17 protein-coding genes, 3 tRNA genes and 1 pseudogene are annotated in these 20,791 nt (G+C 41.9%); 19 read left to right on the forward strand and 2 right to left on the reverse strand.

What is annotated here, in order from left to right:
- The first annotated feature begins 138 nt into the window (after nucleotides 1–138).
- Genes L0M85_RS01995 through L0M85_RS02010 form a run of 4 tightly spaced genes read left to right on the forward strand, consistent with a single transcriptional unit; the run spans nucleotide 139 to nucleotide 3,946 of the window.
- Nucleotides 139–915, forward strand: a complete 777-nt coding sequence (locus L0M85_RS01995) for an SDR family NAD(P)-dependent oxidoreductase (protein WP_238656424.1) — start codon at nucleotides 139–141, stop codon at nucleotides 913–915.
- The gene (locus tag L0M85_RS02000) at nucleotides 912–2,054 is read left to right on the forward strand and encodes a glycosyltransferase (RefSeq protein ID WP_238656341.1); all 1,143 of its coding nucleotides are present in this window, start codon (nucleotides 912–914) and stop codon (nucleotides 2,052–2,054) included. The genes L0M85_RS01995 and L0M85_RS02000 overlap by 4 nt, the downstream gene beginning before the upstream one ends.
- Complete coding sequence (locus tag L0M85_RS02005; protein WP_238656342.1) at nucleotides 2,047–2,715, forward strand: hypothetical protein; 669 nt, start codon at nucleotides 2,047–2,049, stop codon at nucleotides 2,713–2,715. The genes L0M85_RS02000 and L0M85_RS02005 overlap by 8 nt, the downstream gene beginning before the upstream one ends.
- Nucleotides 2,663–3,946 (forward strand): glycosyltransferase, encoded by a 1,284-nt coding sequence (locus tag L0M85_RS02010; RefSeq protein ID WP_238656343.1) that lies wholly within the window; start codon nucleotides 2,663–2,665, stop codon nucleotides 3,944–3,946. Before L0M85_RS02005 ends, L0M85_RS02010 begins: the two co-directional genes overlap by 53 nt.
- 81 nt (nucleotides 3,947–4,027) lie before the next feature.
- Here the strand turns inward: L0M85_RS02010 and plsY are convergent, their stop codons facing one another.
- On the reverse strand, nucleotides 4,028–4,669 hold the full coding sequence (gene plsY / locus L0M85_RS02015; RefSeq protein WP_238656344.1) for a glycerol-3-phosphate 1-O-acyltransferase PlsY: 642 nt from the start codon (nucleotides 4,667–4,669) through the stop codon (nucleotides 4,028–4,030).
- Between the two features lie 188 nt (nucleotides 4,670–4,857).
- Between plsY and parE the strand changes: the two genes are divergently transcribed.
- From parE to L0M85_RS02085, 14 genes and pseudogenes are all read left to right on the forward strand, one after another.
- Nucleotides 4,858–6,807, forward strand: coding sequence for a DNA topoisomerase IV subunit B (parE, locus tag L0M85_RS02020; protein ID WP_238656345.1), 1,950 nt, complete (start codon nucleotides 4,858–4,860; stop codon nucleotides 6,805–6,807).
- Between the two features lie 18 nt (nucleotides 6,808–6,825).
- Nucleotides 6,826–7,803 (forward strand): hypothetical protein, encoded by a 978-nt coding sequence (locus tag L0M85_RS02025; protein ID WP_238656346.1) that lies wholly within the window; start codon nucleotides 6,826–6,828, stop codon nucleotides 7,801–7,803.
- A gap of 175 nt (nucleotides 7,804–7,978) precedes the next feature.
- Nucleotides 7,979–8,474 (forward strand): annotated as a pseudogene (locus L0M85_RS02030) (DUF6261 family protein); the annotation flags it as partial.
- A 22-nt stretch (nucleotides 8,475–8,496) separates the two neighbouring features.
- The gene (locus L0M85_RS02035) at nucleotides 8,497–9,042 is read left to right on the forward strand and encodes a hypothetical protein (protein ID WP_238656347.1); all 546 of its coding nucleotides are present in this window, start codon (nucleotides 8,497–8,499) and stop codon (nucleotides 9,040–9,042) included.
- Between the two features lies 1 nt (nucleotide 9,043).
- A complete protein-coding gene (locus L0M85_RS02040) occupies nucleotides 9,044–9,361 on the forward strand; it encodes a hypothetical protein (RefSeq protein ID WP_238656348.1) in 318 nt (105 codons plus the stop codon).
- Nucleotides 9,362–9,496: 135 nt separating this feature from the next.
- Nucleotides 9,497–10,309, forward strand: coding sequence for an aminoglycoside 6-adenylyltransferase (locus tag L0M85_RS02045; RefSeq protein WP_238656349.1), 813 nt, complete (start codon nucleotides 9,497–9,499; stop codon nucleotides 10,307–10,309).
- A 1-nt stretch (nucleotide 10,310) separates the two neighbouring features.
- Entirely contained in the window at nucleotides 10,311–10,805 is a 495-nt protein-coding gene (locus tag L0M85_RS02050; RefSeq protein WP_238656350.1) for a hypothetical protein, read from the forward strand.
- Between the two features lie 379 nt (nucleotides 10,806–11,184).
- On the forward strand, nucleotides 11,185–13,638 hold the full coding sequence (gene parC / locus L0M85_RS02055; RefSeq protein ID WP_238656351.1) for a DNA topoisomerase IV subunit A: 2,454 nt from the start codon (nucleotides 11,185–11,187) through the stop codon (nucleotides 13,636–13,638).
- Nucleotides 13,639–13,811: 173 nt separating this feature from the next.
- The gene (locus L0M85_RS02060; RefSeq protein WP_125336146.1) at nucleotides 13,812–14,837 is read left to right on the forward strand and encodes a branched-chain amino acid aminotransferase; all 1,026 of its coding nucleotides are present in this window, start codon (nucleotides 13,812–13,814) and stop codon (nucleotides 14,835–14,837) included.
- A 143-nt stretch (nucleotides 14,838–14,980) separates the two neighbouring features.
- Nucleotides 14,981–15,211, forward strand: a complete 231-nt coding sequence (locus L0M85_RS02065) for a DUF2969 domain-containing protein (protein ID WP_048715920.1) — start codon at nucleotides 14,981–14,983, stop codon at nucleotides 15,209–15,211.
- A 52-nt stretch (nucleotides 15,212–15,263) separates the two neighbouring features.
- Nucleotides 15,264–15,344: transfer RNA gene (locus L0M85_RS02070), tRNA-Tyr, on the forward strand.
- 49 nt (nucleotides 15,345–15,393) lie between these two features.
- A tRNA-Gln gene (locus L0M85_RS02075) sits at nucleotides 15,394–15,465 on the forward strand.
- Between the two features lie 167 nt (nucleotides 15,466–15,632).
- Entirely contained in the window at nucleotides 15,633–16,832 is a 1,200-nt protein-coding gene (rpsA, locus tag L0M85_RS02080; protein WP_006596419.1) for a 30S ribosomal protein S1, read from the forward strand.
- Nucleotides 16,833–16,908: 76 nt separating this feature from the next.
- Nucleotides 16,909–16,980: transfer RNA gene (locus tag L0M85_RS02085), tRNA-Arg, on the forward strand.
- A 162-nt stretch (nucleotides 16,981–17,142) separates the two neighbouring features.
- Here L0M85_RS02085 and L0M85_RS02090 read toward each other — a convergent pair.
- Complete coding sequence (locus L0M85_RS02090; RefSeq protein WP_048689936.1) at nucleotides 17,143–18,129, reverse strand: L-lactate dehydrogenase; 987 nt, start codon at nucleotides 18,127–18,129, stop codon at nucleotides 17,143–17,145.
- Between the two features lie 195 nt (nucleotides 18,130–18,324).
- Between L0M85_RS02090 and gyrA the strand changes: the two genes are divergently transcribed.
- Entirely contained in the window at nucleotides 18,325–20,787 is a 2,463-nt protein-coding gene (gene gyrA, locus L0M85_RS02095; protein ID WP_238656352.1) for a DNA gyrase subunit A, read from the forward strand.
- Nucleotides 20,788–20,791: the final 4 nt, after the last annotated feature.

Below are 20,791 nucleotides of genomic sequence, written 5' to 3' on the forward strand. Positions count from 1 at the left end.
GTATTATAAATTATTTCAATCCATATTTCAATGATTAAAAGTGAATTTCTCATTTTTTTAGTGTGTATATTGTACATTAAATGTTGAAGAATGGCAGTAGAAGTTTTCTATCTAATCGAAATTTGGTACACTAGAGCTATGAAGATGGAAGATACAAATAATAAAGCGATCATTTTAGGGGCTACAGGAGGGATTGGCCGGCAGCTAGCGAAAGAACTGGCAAGAAGGCTGGATTATCTGGTCTTAGTGGGTCGAGATGCTGATAAACTCTCCCAAGTCCAAAAAGAACTAACTGGGAGAAAGGCGCAACTGTCAATCCTAACATTAGATATGCTAGATCAAGTGGCTCTAGAAGCTTTTGTAGAGAACCTAGATGCAGATCTTCTCGTCAATTGTGCGGGATTAGCCTATTTTTCCCGTGGGAGTGACCTTGATTCAGCCAGTGAGCAAGATCTCTGGCAAATCAATTACCATGCTCCTGTCCACCTAATCAAGAAGGTAGTGCAGAAACATCAGAAGATTCAGCTGGTCCAGCTGTCTTCTCTGGCTGCCCTTTATCCTCATCCCTATCTAGCAGCCTACAGTTCCAGCAAGGCTGCCTTGCAGACCTACACTCTTGCTCTCCAGGAGGAACTAAGTCAATTAGATTCTCCGGTCCAGCTAGGTCTCTATATTCTTGGACCAGTCCAAACAGGCATTTTTTCTCCTAAACTAAAAGAAGCATTGGGAGGAAGTCGCTTGCAGATGAAGCCTGAGAAAGTCGCTCAGCAGTTGATTCGATTCATAGAAAGAGATACTTCCTATGCTGTTATCGGCCTTCGCTATCGCTTGCTCGTTTTGCTAGGTCGTCTGCTTCCTCAAAGATGGATCATTCGTCTCCTTGCAAGGTATTTACGAAAGGGACTTAATAGATGAAATTTATATTTATATTTTTAGGCCTTGCTTATCTTCTCTTATTTCTCATCCGTTGGTTGCTGTCCTTCATTTATTATAAAAAAGGCCAGTCTCATATTGCAGACTTCCCAGAAGAGCTTTTTACAGTGGTCCAACCCATCCTTTCTGGGGATCCTCGTTTAGCGAATGATTTGCAGGCCAATCTCCAGCAAACAGAAGCAGTGGAATTCTACTGGTTGATTGACCAGTCTGATACAGAAACCCAGCGAGTAGCAGATCAGATTTGCCAAGATGCTTCCTTTGCCCAACGCATTCGAATCTTTCTCATCGAAGACGTCCCTCAGGGGATTAATCCCAAGAGTTACAAGATTGAGCAGGTTGTAGAGGAGCTGACACGGCCTTATCTAATTGTTTTGGACGATGATAGTGTGATTGATTTTTCTAAAATGGGTGAGCTGACTGCCTATCTGGGTCAAGAGGTCATTCTGACAGGTATTCCCTATAATCAAGAAAGAAGTAATTTCTGGTCCAAGCTGGTTGCGGCATTCGTTAATGGCAATTCCTTTATTACCTATTTTACCATGGCAGAAGTTAAGGCGAATCACTCCATCAACGGGATGTTTTATATCCTACCGGTAGAACTTGCAAAAGATCAGGGGCTCTTCACAGCGATTAAGGACTATCTATGTGATGATTTAGCTGTGGCCGATTTTTTAAGGAGTAAAGGAGTATCCATTATCCAAACGCGGGTTACCTGTAATGTTCGAACCACTATAAAAAACGCTAAGCAATACCTGCTCCAGATGAAGCGGTGGCTTCTCTTTAGCTCTATCTATCTCAAAGAACACATGGACTGGAAGCTGTTTAGCCTCATAGGTTTACCGAGTTTTCTACCTCTTCCAGGTTTGATCTTAAGTCTGTTTTTAGGTTGGCCTTATCTTCTTCTAGCCTTAAGCTTACTGGTATTTAAGGCAGTTTGGATGCTCCTCTATCGACAAAGCATTCTAACCAATCGCTTATACTTGGATGAAGTCACCTACGAAGTGCTGAATGATCTCCTGCTTCCTTGGCTGTTTGTCTATGTTCTAATGACACCTCCTGTGATTCATTGGCGGGGGCGGAAGATTCGAGTGACGGATGGAAAGATTCGTTATGAGTAAGATGAAGTCCTATCTGGACCGTTTGTCTGCCTTGTCACCTAATCAGACCATGCTAGACTCTGATCGCTTGGTTCTCTTTCTTAGTGGGAGCAGTGATATTACTTGTGCCGGGCTGACAGCTGGACAACTAGACCTCCTCCATGCGATTTGTCCATCCGGCTATACAGTGGTAGCCAGTAATTTTCCCTTCAATCAAGATTTTGAACATATAAAGTCTCCACAAGTATCCCTCTTGTCAGCTTCTGCATCCAATATCATCTACTATTGGCATACGATTTTGAACCTTCGTTTCCAAAAGTTGTTACAGGAGCACTTGTCTCCCTTGTTGGAAGCGCAGGAAGTGGTTCTTGTTTGTAAGAGTTCAGGGGTCAATATGCTGACCCAGTGGCTCAGAAGTTTAGGGAATCAGGTCACCCTTCCAAGATTGCGCGTGATAGCGCTTGGCCCGGTTTCCCATCTTCTCTTAAATCAAAAAGAACTAGAGCTACTGGTCATCAAAGGAAAGAAAGATCCTTATTCACGTATTCTGGATCGCCACTCAGCGGATATTCAAGTGGATACGGATCATTATAGCTATGAGTATAGAGAAGATGTGAAAGGAATCATCTATGACTGGATTAGAAAAAGTGATAAAAATCGATGTGATTTGCGTCCCCTTTAGTGGCCATTTGTTTCCAACATTGACACTGGTGAAACCCTTGCTGGAGGATCCGCGTTTTAAGATCCGTGTTATTACAGGTTTTCAGAAAAAGGCATTGGTTGAGCAGATTGGTTTTGACTGTCTTGCCTTATTTCCTGATCGTCCGACAGTGATGGAAGATATAGCCAATACAGCCAAGCAAGCAAACCTATTAATCATGTACCAACAATTAAGGGCCAATAGCAGACTGATACCTGAAGTTTTTGACGAAATAACTCGAATTTGGAACTCTGAGGGGATACCAGACTTGATCATTGCAGATTTTGTAGCCGCTCCTGCTGGAGTTTTAGCAGATCGTTTGGGCATTCCCTGGATTACGACCATTCCAAGTCCAGTAGCGATTGAAAGTCGAACGACAACGCCTGCTTATCTAGGTGGCTGGAAACCGCACCAGGGAACCTTCTACAAGTGGAGAGATGCGCTGGGTAGGCAAGTCATCCGTCTGGCAAAGAAAGTTGGACTTGCGCTGGTTAAGAAGAATCTCGATAGCCTAGAGAATTTCAAATTGTACCGTGAAGATGGGACAGAAGCCATCTATTCTCCCTATTCAATCTTGACTCTGGGCATGAAAGAGTTGGAGTTTCGAGATGATTTTCCATCCCAGCTTAAATGGGTTGGTTATCGCTGTCTATCTTTTGATCGGCTTCCTCAAGAACATAAGCAGCATTTTACGAGTTCTAAAAAGCGGGTCCTCGTCACTTGTGGCACTCATTTAAAATGGGAAAAAGAACGGATGGTGGAGTTGGCAAAGCTTTTGAGCCAAGAACATCCTGACTATGTCTTTTACGTAACCTTAGGCGACCCTAGTGGTTTGGAGCATCCACCAAGGATGTTGTCGGAAAATCTTCTGGTCTTTGATTACCTCCCTTATTCAGATGTTCTGGATCAAATGGACTTTGCCATTCATCATGCAGGTGCAGGGATCCTGATGGGCTGTATCGAGCAGGGCATTCCAAGTCTAATTTTGCCCCAGGACTATGACCAGTTTGATAATGCAGTTCGGGCTGAGTTATTCCAAATAGGATTGGTCTCTCGTAAAAAGACAGATTCCGAAGTTTTGCGCTTATTTAATGAATTGGTTTCTCGGGAAGATTGGTCGCACCTAAAGGCCCTGGCTCAACAAAGCAAAGCCTACCAACCAACAAAGATTCTTTATCAAGAAATAGAGAAACTCTTGAAAGTGAGGTTATAGAAGAAGTGGAGGGGGAGACTCCTGTTTGCTTTCTTCCAAATACCTTCTATTATTGAATATAAAAAAACTAGAGTTTTGACTCTAGTCTTTTTGTTTTTGATGGGTGATGTTTTTACCCCAGGTGATGATGTTTTCATTCTTGTTGAGGATGCGTTTGATATTGTCCTTGTGACGGATGATAATCAAGGTGGCCAAAGCGAGGACTATAAGAGTGAAAATCAGGTCATAGCTTGGGAGGATCCAGCCAGTCAATGGGAGGAAGAGCACTCCTAAACTAGCCAAAATAGCAACCGTTACACTTGAAAAAGAAATCATGCTGGTTAAATAGAGGCAAACAAAGAAATAGATGGCTAAGAGGATGAGGAAAACGGGAGAGAATCCAATGAGAACCCCAGCACTGGTCGCGACTGCCTTGCCTCCTTTAAAGTTAGCAAAAATAGGGAAGGTGTGGCCAAGGACGGCGAGAAGACCAAAGACCATTGGAGAAATCCCTGTAACCCCAAAAATAGTCGGCAATAAAACAGCCAAGGTTCCTTTGAGGAAATCAACCGCAAAGACAACCAGACCAGCCTTCGTCCCTAGGATTCGGAAGGTATTGGTGGTCCCTGTATTTCCAGAACCGTGTTCACGTAGATTGATGTTAAAGAAGGCTTTTCCTATCCACAAACCAGAAGGGATAGAACCTAATAAATATGCTAATACGAGTAAAAGAATTGTTTTCATCATAGTTTCATTATATCAAAAATGCTTTGAATGAAAAAGAAAATATCTAGCTGATTTGTCACATCGGATAGTTGGTTTGAATCAATCGCACTTAAATAGCCTAGTTAAAGGGGGAGAAGAAAGAAAAATTTTGCAAAATTTCCTAAAAAACTGTAATATAGAAAAGATGAACAAACAGGAGGTTCCTTGTGTCTAAAAAGGAAATCAACATTAATAATTACAATGACGATGCCATTCAGGTACTAGAAGGGTTGGATGCGGTCCGTAAACGTCCAGGGATGTATATCGGATCGACAGATGGAAATGGACTTCACCATTTGGTCTGGGAAATTGTCGACAATGCGGTCGATGAAGCCCTATCTGGTTTTGGTTCTCAAATTGACGTTACCATCAACAAAGACGGGTCCCTATCTGTAGTAGACCAAGGTCGGGGCATGCCGACAGGGATGCATGCTATGGGCAAACCAACCGTTGAGGTCATCTTTACCGTCCTCCATGCTGGAGGGAAGTTTGGTCAAGGTGGCTATAAGACTTCTGGTGGTCTCCACGGGGTAGGATCTTCGGTCGTCAATGCCCTCTCCAGCTGGCTTGAGGTAGAGATTACCCGTGATGGAGCAGTCTACAAGCAACGCTTTGAAGATGGTGGGAAGCCTGTTACCACTCTTGAGAAGATTGGGTCGGCTCCTAAGTCTAAGACGGGAACTAAGGTTACCTTCATGCCGGATCCAACCATCTTCTCAACGACCGATTTCAAGTTTAATACCATTGCGGAGCGGATCAAAGAGTCAGCCTTCTTGCTCAAGGATGTAACACTGACGCTGACAGACCTTCGCAAAGAAGAAGACAACCATGTGGCCTTCCATTACGAGAATGGTGTTCAGGATTTCGTTGAGTACTTGAACGAAGATAAGGAAACCTTGACGCCCGTTCTCTACTTTAATGGGGAATCAGAAGGCTTCCAAGTAGAAGTTGCTCTCCAATACAATGATGGCTACTCTGATAATATCTTGTCCTTCGTCAACAATGTCCGCACCAAGGATGGGGGAACCCACGAGACAGGACTGAAGACAGCCATTACCAAGGCTATGAACGACTATGCAAGAAAGACGGGTCTTCTCAAAGAAAAAGACAAGAACCTAGAAGGATCCGACTACCGGGAAGGTCTTTCTGCAGTACTTTCGATTTTGGTGCCAGAAGCTCATTTGCAGTTTGAAGGGCAGACTAAGGACAAACTAGGAAGTCCACTTGCTCGACCAGTTGTTGACGGGATTGTCGCTGACAAGTTGACCTTCTTCCTCATGGAAAATGGGGAGTTGGCTTCCAATCTGATCCGCAAGGCCATTAAGGCCCGGGATGCGCGTGAAGCTGCTCGGAAGGCGCGGGATGAGAGTCGAAATGGCAAGAAGAACAAGAAGGACAAGGGACTCTTGTCTGGTAAATTGACCCCAGCCCAGTCCAAGAATCCTGCCAAGAACGAACTATATTTAGTCGAAGGGGATTCAGCCGGTGGATCTGCTAAGCAAGGTCGGGACCGCAAGTTCCAGGCTATCCTTCCGCTTCGAGGGAAGGTTCTCAATACTGAGAAGGCCAATATGAGCGATATCCTCAAAAACGAGGAAATCAACACTATGATCTACACCATCGGTGCTGGAGTCGGGGCTGACTTTACAATTGAAGATGCCAACTATGACAAGATTATCATCATGACCGATGCGGATACGGATGGGGCCCACATTCAGACCCTTCTCCTAACTTTCTTCTATCGCTATATGCGACCTTTGGTCGAAGCAGGACGTGTCTATATCGCCATGCCTCCTCTTTACAAGATGTCTAAAGGCAAAGGAAAGAAAGAAGAAGTGGCTTATGCCTGGACAGACAATGAATTGGAAGACCTACGCCGGACTTTTGGCCGTGGAGCAACCCTTCAACGGTACAAAGGGTTGGGTGAGATGAATGCGGACCAGCTTTGGGAAACCACCATGAACCCAGAAACCCGCACCTTGATTCGTGTCACGATTGATGACTTGGCGCGTGCAGAACGCCGTGTCTCGGTCCTCATGGGTGATAAAGCGGCCCCACGTCGTCAATGGATCGAAGATAACGTTAAATTTACGCTAGAGGAAGCGACAGTGTTTTAGTATAGTATAGGAAATATTATGGTGAGACAGAATTATTTTGAGTTTATTAAAAGTATGCGCTTTGATGCTAAGAAAGAAATAGATATAGTAAAAAAAATACTGCAAGAAGATTTCTATATAAAAAATTATAAGACTAATCTTCAGGGATTTTTTTCTAATGGATATAAGAAGTATTATCCAGTGGAGAAGAAAGGACAGCATGCTACATTTGAAGAAAAATTTACAGTCATTTATCAACATTTTACCAGTGTTGATCGCCTTTATACTGTTTTTGAATTTATTTCAGATTTATATTCAGAAATAATAAATAAAGATAAATTTGCAAGAAACTATGTGACGTCTAAGGAACTTGAAAAAATAGATGATTATGTAGGTTATATTCCTGAAACTGATGATGAAAGGGAAATCTGGGCAGAAGTTAGAAGTTATACTTCTCTAATGGATCAATACGAAAAATTATGTGAAAGATTAGAGTATTCTTTAGATAAAACAAATCATGAATTGATTACTTTAGATAATGGTAATAGAATCATTGTTGAAAAGAATGTTTATGCTTCGGAAGTTTCTCAGATTTTATCTGAATCGAATATGCAAGATGCGATAAAGGTTTTAGAATATAATCATTTTTCAAATAAGGGAAATATCCAGCGTAAGAAAGAGATACTTCTTTCTTTAGCAGGCTATTTGGAGCCTTATCTCGAGGAGTTTAAACGACCTAAAGGACTATCTGATGAATCAAAGGTCATTTATAATGAATTAAAAGAAGTATTACGACTAAATAAGGATAGAACAAAAATTATTGCTTTTGATATGCTCTCTGAGATGTATAACAAAGGAGGGCTTAGACATAACAACGATAAGCAATATCATCTCAATATGAATGATGAGGAATTGGAAAAATGGTATGATAAAATTTATACTTCAACCTTGTTTGTGATTCTCGGTCTGGAAATGGGAAAAAATTTATCTAAGTTAAATGAATTAAAAAAGAAATGACTTCATTCCACACGAATGATCACCTTCCAAGTCCTAAAACAAGAAATCCCACCTGAAGAATATCTTGTCTAGTGGGAAATAAACCAAAACACACATGTGTGTTTTGAGTTATTAGAGTAGAATACGAATATTTAGCTTCTGGATTATTTTAGAGCAAAAACTTAAAAACACATCATTGAAAGAGGCAAGTAGCAAGGAAGCTTACGACAAACTCAGCAAACTTTTCAAAAATTATGCTGGGCTAACGATTATGGGCTACGAAAAATAGACAGAAGTTATTAATCATTTGCTCAAGGAGCTAAAAGATACTGACTACCAAACTGCCCTTTCAACTCTGCATTTGACAACTCATGTAGAAACCTTGACAAAGGCACAGGCTCAGTTTGAAAAAGCCTATAAGAAGCGCTTGGCTGAGCAAAAAGGCAAGGCACCTAGTCAAAACAAGGAAGTCCGTGTGAAACTGCAAGAAATCTATGGCTTCCTTGTGGATTTTACTGCAATCAACGCCTATTTATCCAGATAAGAAGCAGCATGCCGATCTCCGTGACCATCTCAACGTTATCCGTAGTCGCTATAAAAAACGCAAACCAAGCAAAAAATTACCCAAACACAACCAGAAGAAGCCAAGTGGGTTGTTCTGGTTAATTTATGCCAGTCAAAATAAACCTTAGAAAGTGAATATAGGATATAAAGATGAATGAATTAGTGATTGGATTATTTGCGGCTCTGTTAGGTGCAATTGTGTCAATCTTTACCTTATATACAAATTATAGAAGTTCTTTAGATGGCATTTCAGGCTGGCGCTCAAAGCTTTTTGATGCAGCTTCTACTAAAGAAATTACGCTTAAAGAAGTTCAGGTGTTAAGGACAGCTCTACGCTATGAACCAACTAAGGAAGTTCAAAAAAACACTTTTGATTGGATATCTAATATCATGATTTACTATTGTGATTATATTTCGTTAAAGTATTTTAAACATCATGAAACAAGTCTCTTGTATCAAGAACAGGAAATCATCAGGATTTTTATCAGATGTCTGTTGAAGAACCATTGGGAATACAATGCTTCTATGCTATCATCGTTGAAATTTTTGAAGGTTTATTACAATACTTCAAAACAACCAGAATTTATTCGTGAAACTTATGAAAAAGCAGTGGCAATATACAGAACCATAGAGAATGACGATGAAGAATACGATCTGATTGAAAAAATCAATAATAAGATGATGGGAAGTGTATGAAATGAAACTTGAACTAGATGTTAAAATTAATAAAAATAGTGAAGATAAGATAAATGAATTTTCTGTTGAAAATTTTTTAAAAAAACATGTAACATCCTGTCAAACTAATCAAGTGGAGGAAGACAAGGCAAATATTATGCCAAAAATTTCAGGTTGGGCCATATTGGTCATGATTGTTATTGTAGGAGTTAATTTTGCAAGCAATCAAAGCTGGTATCTCAAGCCGATTGGACGTCAAACAAATGTATTAGCTGTTTTGTTAGTAGTCTTACTTATTATTAAAAAGCTTTTTAAAAAGAAGAAACAAAAACAAAGATAGCTGTCAAAGTCATGAAAAATATAGTCATGGAATTTGTCAAAAAATTTGATAACGAAAAAGTTCCAGCAGACAGTCCTCTTTATAGACATGTCCTCTACAGAATCGAGAGTTTCCACTAAAAAGGTAGGTGTTTCCATGAGAACTGAACCCAAAATGCTTGATTTAATTTTACAAACCGCAAATGTGCAACAAGTCGAGGTTGTCGCCATGTCTGGTTCACGGACAAATGCAAAGGCTCCAAAAGATGAGTTTCAAGATTATGATGTGGTCTATATAGTCGATAATTTAGACTATTTGCTTTCGGATTTATCTTGGCTGGACCAGTTTGGTAAACGCATCATTGAGCAAGAAGTTACTCTAGGACATCGGCGTCTGTATCTCATGCTCTTTGAAGACGGCAACCGTATCGATTTGACCCTCTGTCCCAAGGAGTATATCCAAGAGTGGGTGGATAGCGAGGCTGGTTTCAAAGTCTTAAAAGACGACAAAGGTTTGTTTGACTCTTACATTCCTCGTCCGAAGCGCTATTGGACCTGTCCGCCTACCGAAGAGGAATTTGTAGCATCCTGCAATGAATTTTGGTGGGTTTCGGCATATGTTGTCAAGGCCATTCGAAGAAATCAGCTCATCTATGCAACTGACCACCTCTATGGAATTTGCCAGCAAGAACTCCTCAAGGTCTTAGCTTGGCAGGTGACAAGCGATAGAGGGGCAGTTGATATCGGAAGGAGCTACAAGTACCTCTTTCACTATTTGCCAATTGAGAAGGAGAAGGAGTTCTCAGCTCTGCTAAATCTATCTAGTATAGAGAAGGTCAGCCAGTCCTTATTTGCTACTATGAATGTTTTTGATCGAGAAGCGCAAAGCCTGGCCCAAAAGATGGGATTTGCCTATGATCTGAAAGTGGCTGAGAAGATGATGGCTTATGCTGAAGAGAGGTTAAACTAATATGTTAGAGAATGTATTTGCACTATTTTTTATGGGCTTCCCAGGTATACAAATTTTGCTATTGGTGTCTTCAATCTTTTTAGCTCTTCATAAAAATAAATTACATAAAAGGGTGTATGGATTATTTTTCCCGATTATTATGGTCATGTGTAATAGTTGGCTTATTTCAATAGATCGCACAGAGCTTTTTGATGATGCTTTAAGATTCCAATTCTTTCTAATTTCTTTTTGTTTTCCAATGCTCATCACAGCAGTAGTTTATCAGATTATTCGATTTTATTCTATCTATTCGTTATTCAGGTGGAAGATCATAGTGATTAGCATTTGTTATTTAATTGGTTTAGTCTTCCATATTGTGAATGCCATGTATTGGAATGAAGTTTTTCAAGGGGATCAACAAGTATTCAATGCTTTGCTTATTGGGACTGTCATTATTTCATTTCTTCCTTCCGTATATTTATTCATTGCTCAAAAAAATCAAACCAGCCCCTGCTAACTAAATTCTAATAGATTATAGCTTTAAACTACAGAAAGAATAGTTTAGTTACTTGTAGTAACTGAATTCCTTTTTCTAAAAAAATCTACTCAACATTCTTTGAAAGGAGTTGAACACGCCCTAAATACTGTGTGAAACTCTTGATCCATCATTCGATAACGTATTTAAAACTACAGAAAGGATAGTTTAGTTACTTGTAGTAACTGAACACGGGACTAAACCTTTCTACATCCTTTTATCTTTACACATACTCTACATTCTTTGAAAGGAGTTGAACACGCCCTAAATACTGTGTGAAAAAGATAAATTCTCTTGTGAGCATCGCTCACTGCAAGAATTTCCTATTTTCACTTTGTATTTTACGGGCTTTGTATCCTATATGAGTAATATCCAAAATATGTCTTTAGAGGACATCATGGGAGAGCGCTTTGGTCGCTACTCCAAATACATTATTCAAGAACGGGCTCTTCCTGATATTCGGGATGGCTTGAAACCCGTCCAACGGCGGATTCTTTATTCTATGAATAAGGATGGCAATACCCATGACAAGGGCTACCGCAAGTCTGCCAAGGCTGTCGGAAATATCATGGGGAATTTTCACCCTCACGGGGATTCTTCTATCTATGATGCCATGGTCCGTATGTCTCAAGACTGGAAGAACCGCGAGATCCTAGTCGAAATGCACGGAAACAATGGCTCCATGGACGGTGATCCACCAGCGGCCATGCGTTATACGGAAGCGCGTTTGTCTGAAATTGCGGGCTATCTTTTGCAAGATATCGAAAAGAACACAGTGCCGTTTGCCTGGAACTTTGACGATACAGAAAAAGAGCCAACTGTTTTGCCGGCGGCCTTTCCAAACCTTTTGGTCAATGGAGCTACAGGAATTTCAGCTGGTTACGCGACAGATATTCCGCCACATAATCTCGCTGAAGTCATCGATGCTGTGGTCTACATGATCGACCATCCATCTGCCAATGTAGACAAACTCATGGAGTTTTTACCTGGACCTGATTTCCCAACTGGTGCCATTATCCAGGGACGGGATGAGATCAAGAAAGCCTATGAAACAGGTAAGGGCCGGGTGGTTGTTCGCTCTAAGACAGAAATCGAGCAACTCAAAGGCGGCAAGCAGCAAATCGTCGTTACCGAAATCCCTTATGAGATCAACAAGGCGGTCTTGGTCAAGAAGATCGACGATGTCCGTGTTAACAACAAGGTGGCCGGTATTGCGGAAGTCCGGGATGAGTCTGACCGAGATGGTCTTCGTATTGCCATTGAGTTGAAGAAAGATGCCAATGCTGATCTAATCTTGAACTACTTGTTCAAGTATACAGACTTGCAGGTCAACTACAACTTCAATATGGTGGCGATTGATAACTACACACCACGTCAAGTGGGGATCGTACCGATTCTCTCTAGCTACATTTCTCACCGTCGGGATATCATTGTCGCTCGCTCGCGCTTTGATAAGGAAAAGGCAGAACGACGCCTCCACATCGTAGAGGGCTTGATCCGCGTCATTTCTATCCTTGATGAAGTGATTGCCTTGATCAGAGCTTCTGATAACAAGGCAGATGCTAAGGAAAACCTCAAGGTCAGCTACGATTTCACCGAAGAACAAGCAGAAGCTATTGTCACCTTGCAATTGTACCGCTTGACCAATACGGATATCGTGACTTTGGAAGAAGAGCATGCCAGTCTCAAGGAGCAAATCGCGACCTTGGCAGCCATCATTGGGGATGAACGGACTATGTTTAACCTCATGAAGAAGGAATTGCGTGAAGTCAAGAAACTCTTTGGCAATCCGCGTCGTAGTGAGTTGCAAGACACTGCTAAAACGATTGAGATTGATACAGCCAGTCTGATCGTTGAAGAGGAAACCTTCGTCAGTGTGACCCGTGCTGGTTATATCAAGCGAACCTCTCCTCGTTCCTTCAATGCGTCGACAGTGGAAGAAGTCGGTAAGCGGGACGACGATGAATTGATTTTCGTAGAGCCTGCTAAGACCACCCAGCATCTTTTGCTCTTTACCAACTTGGGAAATGCCATCTATCGACCTGTTCATGAATTGGCAGATACCAAGTGGAAGGATATCGGGGAGCACCTTAGTCAGACCTTGACCAATTTCGAGCAAGAAGAAGAGATTCTTTTTGCGGAGATTGTGGATCAGTTTGAAGGAGTGACCTACTTTGCAGCTACCCAACAAGGCCAAATCAAGCGTTTTGAACGCAAGGAATTGAGCCCATGGCGGACCTATCGTTCTAAATCAACTAAGTACGCTAAACTGAAAGACCAAGAGGACCGTATCGTAGCGGTTGCACCAGTGGTCCTCGAGGACATCATGATCATTACCAAAAATGGTTATGGGTTGCGTTTCAATATTGAAGAGGTTCCAGTCGTAGGGGCCAAGGCAGCAGGAGTTAAAGCCATTAACCTCAAAGATGGAGATCAAGTGGTAGCCGTCTTTAAGTCAAAGACGCCAAGTATGTACATTCTGACCCAGCGAGGCAGCCTCAAACGAATGTCACAAGATGATATTCCTGTGACCAGCCGTGCCAAACGTGGCCTACAGGTCCTGCGTGAACTGAAGTCTAAACCACACCGCGTCTTTAAGGCAGGTCCAGTCTTCACTGACCAGGGCGATTTTGATCTCTTTACGAGTCAAGAAGAAGTGGGAGAGCAGGATCAAATCCTTCAGATTACCTCCACAACAGGTCAGGTGACAGAAGTGGATGTTACCCAACTCAGCTTGTCAGAACGAACTAGCAATGGTTCTTTTGTCAATGATCAAATTTCTGATCAAGAAGTCTTTACTGCTAGAATTAAATAAAAATAAAATTAGCCAGTTTATGGCTAATTTTTTTGCTTGATAAATTTTCTGAAAATTGCAAATTTCACTTGAAATTCTCATGAAATGGTGTAAAATAGAGTACATGAATAAAGTCATCCTTTGTGGTGGCTCTTGCTATTTAGCAAGTCTTGAATGGAAGAAGGAAAACAGACATGACAGTATCACTTGATTGGGAAAATCTTGGATTTTCTTATATGAAATTACCTTACCGCTACATCGCCTATTACCGTAATGGTGCTTGGGAAAAAGGAGAACTATCCGAAGATGCCACTCTTCATATTTCTGAATCTTCTCCGAGTTTGCACTACGGACAGCAAGCTTTCGAGGGTCTGAAAGCCTACCGGACAAAAGATGGCAGCATTCAATTGTTCCGTCCAGATGAAAACGCCAAACGCCTTCAACGGACTGCAGATCGACTTTTGATGCCACAAGTTCCAACGGATATGTTTGTGGAAGCTTGTAAGGCAGTAGTGCGTGCCAATGAAGAATATGTCCCACCATATGGAACAGGTGGAACCCTCTATCTTCGTCCATTGTTGATTGGAGTCGGAGATATCATTGGAGTGAAGCCAGCAGAGGAATACATCTTTACGATCTTTGCTATGCCAGTCGGAAACTACTTCAAGGGTGGCTTGGTTCCAACCAACTTCTTGATCCAAGATGACTATGACCGGGCAGCTCCTCATGGGACAGGTGCAGCGAAAGTCGGTGGAAACTATGCCGCTAGCCTCTTACCTGGTAAATTAGCTAAGTCTAGAAACTTCTCAGATGTGATCTACTTGGATCCTGCAACCCACACCAAGATTGAAGAAGTGGGATCTGCTAACTTTTTTGGGATCACAGCTGATAATGAGTTTGTAACACCACTTAGCCCATCTATTCTGCCATCCATTACCAAGTATTCCTTGCTCTATCTTGCAGAGCACCGTCTTGGTTTGACACCAATCGAAGGGGATGTCCCAATCGATAACTTGGACCGCTTTGTTGAAGCAGGTGCTTGTGGAACTGCCGCAGTTATTTCCCCAATCGGGGGAGTTCAGCACGGAGATGACTTCCATGTCTTCTATTCAGAAACGGAAGTAGGGCCGGTTACCCGCAAGCTTTATGATGAATTAACGGGCATCCAGTTTGGTGATATTGAAGCACCAGAAGGATGGATTTTCAAAGTAAACGATTAAAGGAATGATCAGAGGGATGAGGACTCCCTCTTTTTCTTAGGAAGAAGATACTAGTAAAAAAAATAATTTAATCATGAAACATTTTCGGCTTGCAAGCATGTGAAAATTTTTGTAAAATAAAGGGGTTGAAATGAGGTAGAAGAATGAGTAAGAAAGATAAAAAAATTGAAATCCAAATTTCTGATAGCAAGGTAGTTGTTGGAAAAGATACCTTTGATGGCTACCAATTAGCGATTGGGAAGAAGGCTATTGCTGAGATTGCTGATATGGGAGCTCAGTTCGCTCTAGTGAAAAACGGAGCAGTAGAAAGTCTTTATAAATCCCTGGAAAAAGCAGTGGAAAGTGCCATCGAAAATTATAATTTGAACAAATAAGGGGTTGCATTTTCATGAAATCAATGGTATAATTGTGTCTGTTGATTTGCTTGGAGAGATAGCGAAGAGGCTAAACGCGGCGGACTGTAAATCCGCTCCTTCGGGTTCGGGGGTTCGAATCCCTCTCTCTCCATTAGCGTTCATTGTGACGATGATAAAGTGACTAATGTCAGCGCTCTTTTTGGGGTATAGCCAAGCGGTAAGGCAAGGGACTTTGACTCCCTCATGCGTTGGTTCGAATCCAGCTACCCCAGTTCTAGGTAATATCAGATAAGGTGGTAAAATATCTACTCAGGTATTTTATTTCTTTATATGAAGAAGTCGTTGTAGATCATTTTGATTTCGTTGCGAGTGCTTGCTTAGGAAAAATAATTATAAGTATGTCAAGTTTAGAAAACTTGATTGTTGGAGGATTTTTTAGATGAATGAATTTGAAGATTTGCTAAACAGTGTTAGCCAAGTTGAGCCAGGTGATGTTGTTACTGCTGAAGTTTTGACAGTTGACGCTACACAAGCTAACGTTGCAATCTCTGGAACTGGTGTCGAAGGTGTCTTGACTCTTCGCGAATTGACAAACGATCGTGATGCTGACATCAACGACTTGGTAAAACCAGGTGAAACACTTGAATTGCTTGTTCTTCGTCAAGTAGTTGGTAAAGATACTGATACAGTAACTTACCTTGTATCTAAAAAACGTTTGGAAGCTCGCAAAGCATGGGACAAATTGGTCGGACGTGAAGAAGAAGTTGTTACTGTTAAAGGAACTCGCGCTGTTAAGGGCGGACTTTCAGTAGAATTTGAAGGACTTCGTGGATTTATTCCAGCTTCAATGCTTGATACTCGTTTTGTACGTAACACTGAACGTTTCGTAGGTCAAGAATTTGATGCTAAAATCAAAGAAGTTGACGCAAAAGAAAACCGCTTCATCCTTTCTCGTCGTGAAGTTGTTGAAGCTGCATCAGCTGCAGCTCGCGCTGAAGTATTCGGTAAATTGAACGTTGGTGACGTTGTAACTGGTAAAGTTGCTCGTATCACTAGCTTCGGTGCTTTCATCGACCTTGGTGGTGTTGATGGATTGGTTCACTTGACTGAATTGTCACACGAACGCAACGTTTCACCTAAATCAGTTGTAACTGTTGGTGAAGAAATCGAAGTGAAAGTCCTTGACTTGAACGAAGAAGAAGGTCGCGTATCCCTTTCATTGAAAGCTACAACACCTGGACCATGGGATGGCGTAGAACAAAAATTGGCTGCTGGTGATGTTATCGAAGGTACTGTTAAACGTTTGACTGACTTCGGTGCATTCGTTGAAGTATTGCCAGGTATCGATGGACTTGTTCACATCTCACAAATTTCACACAAACGTGTTGAAAATCCAAAAGATGTGCTTAAAGTTGGACAAGAAGTAACTGTTAAAGTTCTTGAAGTAAATGCTGCTGATGAACGTGTATCACTTTCTATCAAAGCTCTTGAAGAACGTCCAGCTCAAGAAGAAGGCGAAAAACAAGAAAAACGTCAACAACGTCCACGTCGTCCAAAACAAGAAAAACGTGACTTTGAACTTCCAGAAACTCAAACTGGATTCTCAATGGCTGACTTGTTTGGTGATATTGAATTGTAATCAACATAAAAAGCTTGCTTAGGCAAGCTTTTTTTACTTGTAAAATGATCGATTTTTTGATATACTATCATAGTTGCCACCCTTAGTGTAATGGATATCACGTAAGATTCCGGTTCTTGAGATGGGAGTTCGATTCTCTCAGGGTGGATGACGATAGGAGAGCCTTAAGGCTCTCTTTTTTTATTTTTGGATGAAGAAAGATAGCAGTGGGTTTTTAAGAGTAGGATTGGGCTCTCAGGGCTCTCTAGGATGTCATAATAATGAGATCAAGAAAACACCATGTCCTAAGACATGGTGTTTAACGTTTTGTTTAGTTTTTAGAAGCTGCTTGGAATTCTGGGTTCTTCCATGCTTCATCGATAATCGCTTGCAATTCTTTTGCAGATGCTTGCATTTTTTGTGTTTCAGCGTCGTTCAATGGGATGTTTACTGGACGAACGATACCGTGCGCACCAACGATCGCTGGTTGACCGATAAAGACGTTCTCAACTCCGTATTGTCCTTCTTGGAAGACTGAAAGTGGAAGTACAGCATTTTCATCATCAAGGATGGCACGAGTAATACGAGCAAGGGCAACAGCGATACCGTAGTAAGTAGCCCCTTTCTTGTTGATGATTGAGTAAGCAGCATCACGTACTGAGATGAAGAGATCTACAAGGTCAGCTTCGTCCAAGTCACGGTTTGCTTGCAACCATTGTTCCAATTTCACACCGGCAACGTTGGCATGTGACCAAACAGCGAACTCTGAGTCACCGTGTTCACCCATGATGTAGGCATGGACTGAACGAGCGTCAACACCAATCTTTTCAGCAAGTGCTTGACGGAAACGAGCTGAGTCAAGAGAAGTACCTGAACCGATAACACGTTCTTTAGGGAAACCTGAGAATTTCCAAGTAGAGTAAGTCAAGACGTCAACTGGGTTAGCAGCTACAAGGAAGATACCGTTAAAGCCTGAAGCAACAACTTGCTCAACGATTGATTTGTTGATGGCAAGGTTTTTACCAACAAGGTCAAGACGAGTTTCACCTGGTTTTTGAGGAGCACCCGCAGTAATAACAACGAGGTCAGCATCCGCACAGTCTTCGTACTTAGCAGCATAAATCTTCTTAGGAGAAGTGAAGGCAAGAGCGTGGCTAAGGTCTTCAGCATCACCAACCGCTTTTTCAAACAATTGAGGAATTTCGATGATACCTAATTCTTGAGCGATACCTTGAGTAACAAGTGCGAAAGCATAAGATGAACCTACAGCGCCGTCACCAACAAGGATAACTTTTTTATGTTGTTTAGTTAATGTCATTATTCTAAACGTCTCCTTCTATTTTTTGGGGTTTCCCCATTCGCATTTATTCTACCACTTTTACTTTTCTTTGTCACGGTTTTACGCCTATTTTGGACGATGTAAACGTTTTTACTATTGTGTTCCGAAGGAGAAAAAAAGTGCTAAATGTGTTATAATAGTATGGTGAATTAATTAAAGAGAGGCATTGTTTTAATGCAGGATAATAACTTAGTTGATGTTAACTTAACATCTGAAATGAAGACCAGTTTCATCGATTACGCTATGAGTGTTATCGTGTCTCGGGCTCTTCCTGACGTGCGAGATGGTTTAAAGCCAGTTCATCGTCGGATCCTTTATGGAATGAATGAACTTGGGGTTACACCAGATAAACCACATAAGAAATCTGCCCGTATTACTGGGGATGTTATGGGTAAATACCATCCACACGGGGACTCTTCTATTTATGAGGCTATGGTTCGGATGGCTCAGTGGTGGAGCTATCGTTACATGCTTGTAGATGGGCATGGGAACTTTGGTTCTATGGATGGTGATGGAGCCGCGGCCCAACGGTATACGGAAGCTCGTATGAGCAAGATTGCTCTTGAAATGCTTCGGGATATCAACAAGAATACAGTTGATTTCACAGATAACTATGATGCCAGTGAACGCGAACCAAACGTCCTTCCAGCTCGCTTCCCTAACTTATTAGTCAATGGAGCGACAGGGATTGCGGTAGGGATGGCGACAAATATCCCTCCACACAACCTCGGTGAGTCGATTGATGCTGTCAAGCTAATGATGGACAATCCTGACGTGACAACGCGCGAACTGATGGAAGTCCTTCCTGGACCAGATTTCCCTACCGGTGCCTTGGTCATGGGCAAATCGGGTATTCATAAGGCCTATGAAACAGGAAAAGGCTCGATTGTCTTACGGTCTCGGACGGAAATTGAAGAGACCAAGACAGGGCGCGAACGCATTGTCGTTACAGAATTTCCTTATATGGTCAACAAGACCAAGGTGCATGAGCATATCGTTCGTTTGGTTCAAGAAAAACGAATCGATGGGATTACAGCAGTTCGGGATGAGTCTAACCGGGAAGGGGTTCGTTTCGTCATTGAAGTGCGCCGCGATGCTTCAGCAAATGTCATCTTAAACAACCTCTTCAAGATGACCCAAATGCAAACCAACTTTGGTTTCAACATGTTGGCTATCCAAAATGGTGTCCCTAAGATTCTCTCTCTTCGTGAGATTTTAAGATCTTATATTGAGCACCAAAAAGAAGTGGTGACTCGTCGGACTATCTTTGATAAAGAGAAGGCGGAAGCTCGTGCCCATATCTTGGAAGGTCTCTTAATCGCTCTCGATCACATCGATGAAGTGATTAAAATCATCCGTAATAGTCAGACAGATGCAGAAGCACAAGCAGAATTGATGAGTAAATTCAAGCTTTCTGAGCGTCAAAGTCAGGCTATCTTGGATATGCGTCTTCGTCGTTTGACTGGTTTGGAACGTGACAAGATTCAAAGCGAATACGATGATCTCGTTGCCTTGATTGCTGATCTTGCTGATATTTTATCCAAGCCAGAGCGTGTAGTTGCGATTATCAAGGAAGAATTGGACGAGGTCAAACGGAAGTTTGGAGATCCACGTCGGACAGAATTGATGGTAGGAGAAGTTCTATCACTAGAAGACGAAGATTTGATCGAAGAAAGCAATGTTTTGATTACTCTCTCTAACAAGGGTTACATCAAGCGATTGGATCAAGATGAATTTACTGCTCAAAAACGTGGGGGACGTGGTGTTCAAGGTACAGGGGTCAAAGATGATGACTTTGTCCGTGAATTGGTTTCTACCAGCACCCATGATCGTTTGCTCTTCTTTACCAATAAGGGACGGGTTTACCGTCTGAAAGGCTATGAAATCCCTGAATACGGCCGTACAGCTAAGGGACTTCCAATTGTTAACTTGCTCAAGTTAGATGACGGAGAATCCATTCAGACCATTATTAACGTCGCTCAGGATCGTAGTGAAGATGCTTATCTCTTCTTTACAACCCGCTCAGGTTTGGTAAAACGGACCAGTGTAGCTGAGTTTGCCAATATTCGTCAAAATGGCTTGAAAGCTCTTAACCTCAAAGATGAGGATGAGCTGATCAATGTCTTCCTCACAGACGGAAATACAGACGTGATCATCGGGACTAAATTTGGTTATTCTGTCCGCTTCAATGAGTCTGTTGTACGGAACATGGGGCGTTCGGCAACTGGGGTTCGAGGTGTCAACCTTCGTCCAGGTGACCAAGTGGTCGGTGCAAGCGTCATTACAGATCAAGATGAAGTATTGATCATCACTGAAAAGGGATACGGTAAACGTACGCGTGCTGATGAATATCCAACAAAAGGACGTGGTGGTAAAGGGATTAAAACTGCTAATGTGGCTGATAAGAATGGTCCTCTAGCCGGTCTCATGACTGTCAAAGGAGATGAGGATTTGATGATTATCACCAATACAGGTGTCATGATTCGTACCAGCGTTGCCAATATTTCTCAAACTGGACGTTCGACCATGGGTGTGAAAGTGATGCGTCTGGATCAAGATGCCCAAATCGTAACCTTTACAACGGTTCAAGCTGACGAAAAAGATGAGTCAGACACTGAAACTGAAAGTGAAGGGTAGGATA

It is taken from the genome of Streptococcus sp. DFI.7.26, from assembly GCF_022240605.1.
Lineage (GTDB): Bacteria > Bacillota > Bacilli > Lactobacillales > Streptococcaceae > Streptococcus > Streptococcus xiaochunlingii.

What these genes read in the sequence shown, in the direction of transcription:
- L0M85_RS02090 (WP_048689936.1), bottom strand. Translation starts at nt 18,129, where the DNA reads ATGACATTAACTAAACAACATAAAAAAGTTATCCTTGTTGGTGACGGC.
- L0M85_RS02025 (WP_238656346.1), top strand. Translation starts at nt 6,826, where the DNA reads ATGGTGAGACAGAATTATTTTGAGTTTATTAAAAGTATGCGCTTTGAT.
- L0M85_RS02045 (WP_238656349.1), top strand. Translation starts at nt 9,497, where the DNA reads ATGAGAACTGAACCCAAAATGCTTGATTTAATTTTACAAACCGCAAAT.
- L0M85_RS02035 (WP_238656347.1), top strand. Translation starts at nt 8,497, where the DNA reads ATGAATGAATTAGTGATTGGATTATTTGCGGCTCTGTTAGGTGCAATT.
- plsY (WP_238656344.1), bottom strand. Translation starts at nt 4,669, where the DNA reads ATGAAAACAATTCTTTTACTCGTATTAGCATATTTATTAGGTTCTATC.
- L0M85_RS02000 (WP_238656341.1), top strand. Translation starts at nt 912, where the DNA reads ATGAAATTTATATTTATATTTTTAGGCCTTGCTTATCTTCTCTTATTT.
- gyrA (WP_238656352.1), top strand. Translation starts at nt 18,325, where the DNA reads ATGCAGGATAATAACTTAGTTGATGTTAACTTAACATCTGAAATGAAG.
- parC (WP_238656351.1), top strand. Translation starts at nt 11,185, where the DNA reads ATGAGTAATATCCAAAATATGTCTTTAGAGGACATCATGGGAGAGCGC.
- L0M85_RS02065 (WP_048715920.1), top strand. Translation starts at nt 14,981, where the DNA reads ATGAGTAAGAAAGATAAAAAAATTGAAATCCAAATTTCTGATAGCAAG.
- L0M85_RS02010 (WP_238656343.1), top strand. Translation starts at nt 2,663, where the DNA reads ATGACTGGATTAGAAAAAGTGATAAAAATCGATGTGATTTGCGTCCCC.
- L0M85_RS02050 (WP_238656350.1), top strand. Translation starts at nt 10,311, where the DNA reads ATGTTAGAGAATGTATTTGCACTATTTTTTATGGGCTTCCCAGGTATA.
- L0M85_RS02005 (WP_238656342.1), top strand. Translation starts at nt 2,047, where the DNA reads ATGAGTAAGATGAAGTCCTATCTGGACCGTTTGTCTGCCTTGTCACCT.
- L0M85_RS02060 (WP_125336146.1), top strand. Translation starts at nt 13,812, where the DNA reads ATGACAGTATCACTTGATTGGGAAAATCTTGGATTTTCTTATATGAAA.
- L0M85_RS01995 (WP_238656424.1), top strand. Translation starts at nt 139, where the DNA reads ATGAAGATGGAAGATACAAATAATAAAGCGATCATTTTAGGGGCTACA.
- rpsA (WP_006596419.1), top strand. Translation starts at nt 15,633, where the DNA reads ATGAATGAATTTGAAGATTTGCTAAACAGTGTTAGCCAAGTTGAGCCA.
- L0M85_RS02040 (WP_238656348.1), top strand. Translation starts at nt 9,044, where the DNA reads ATGAAACTTGAACTAGATGTTAAAATTAATAAAAATAGTGAAGATAAG.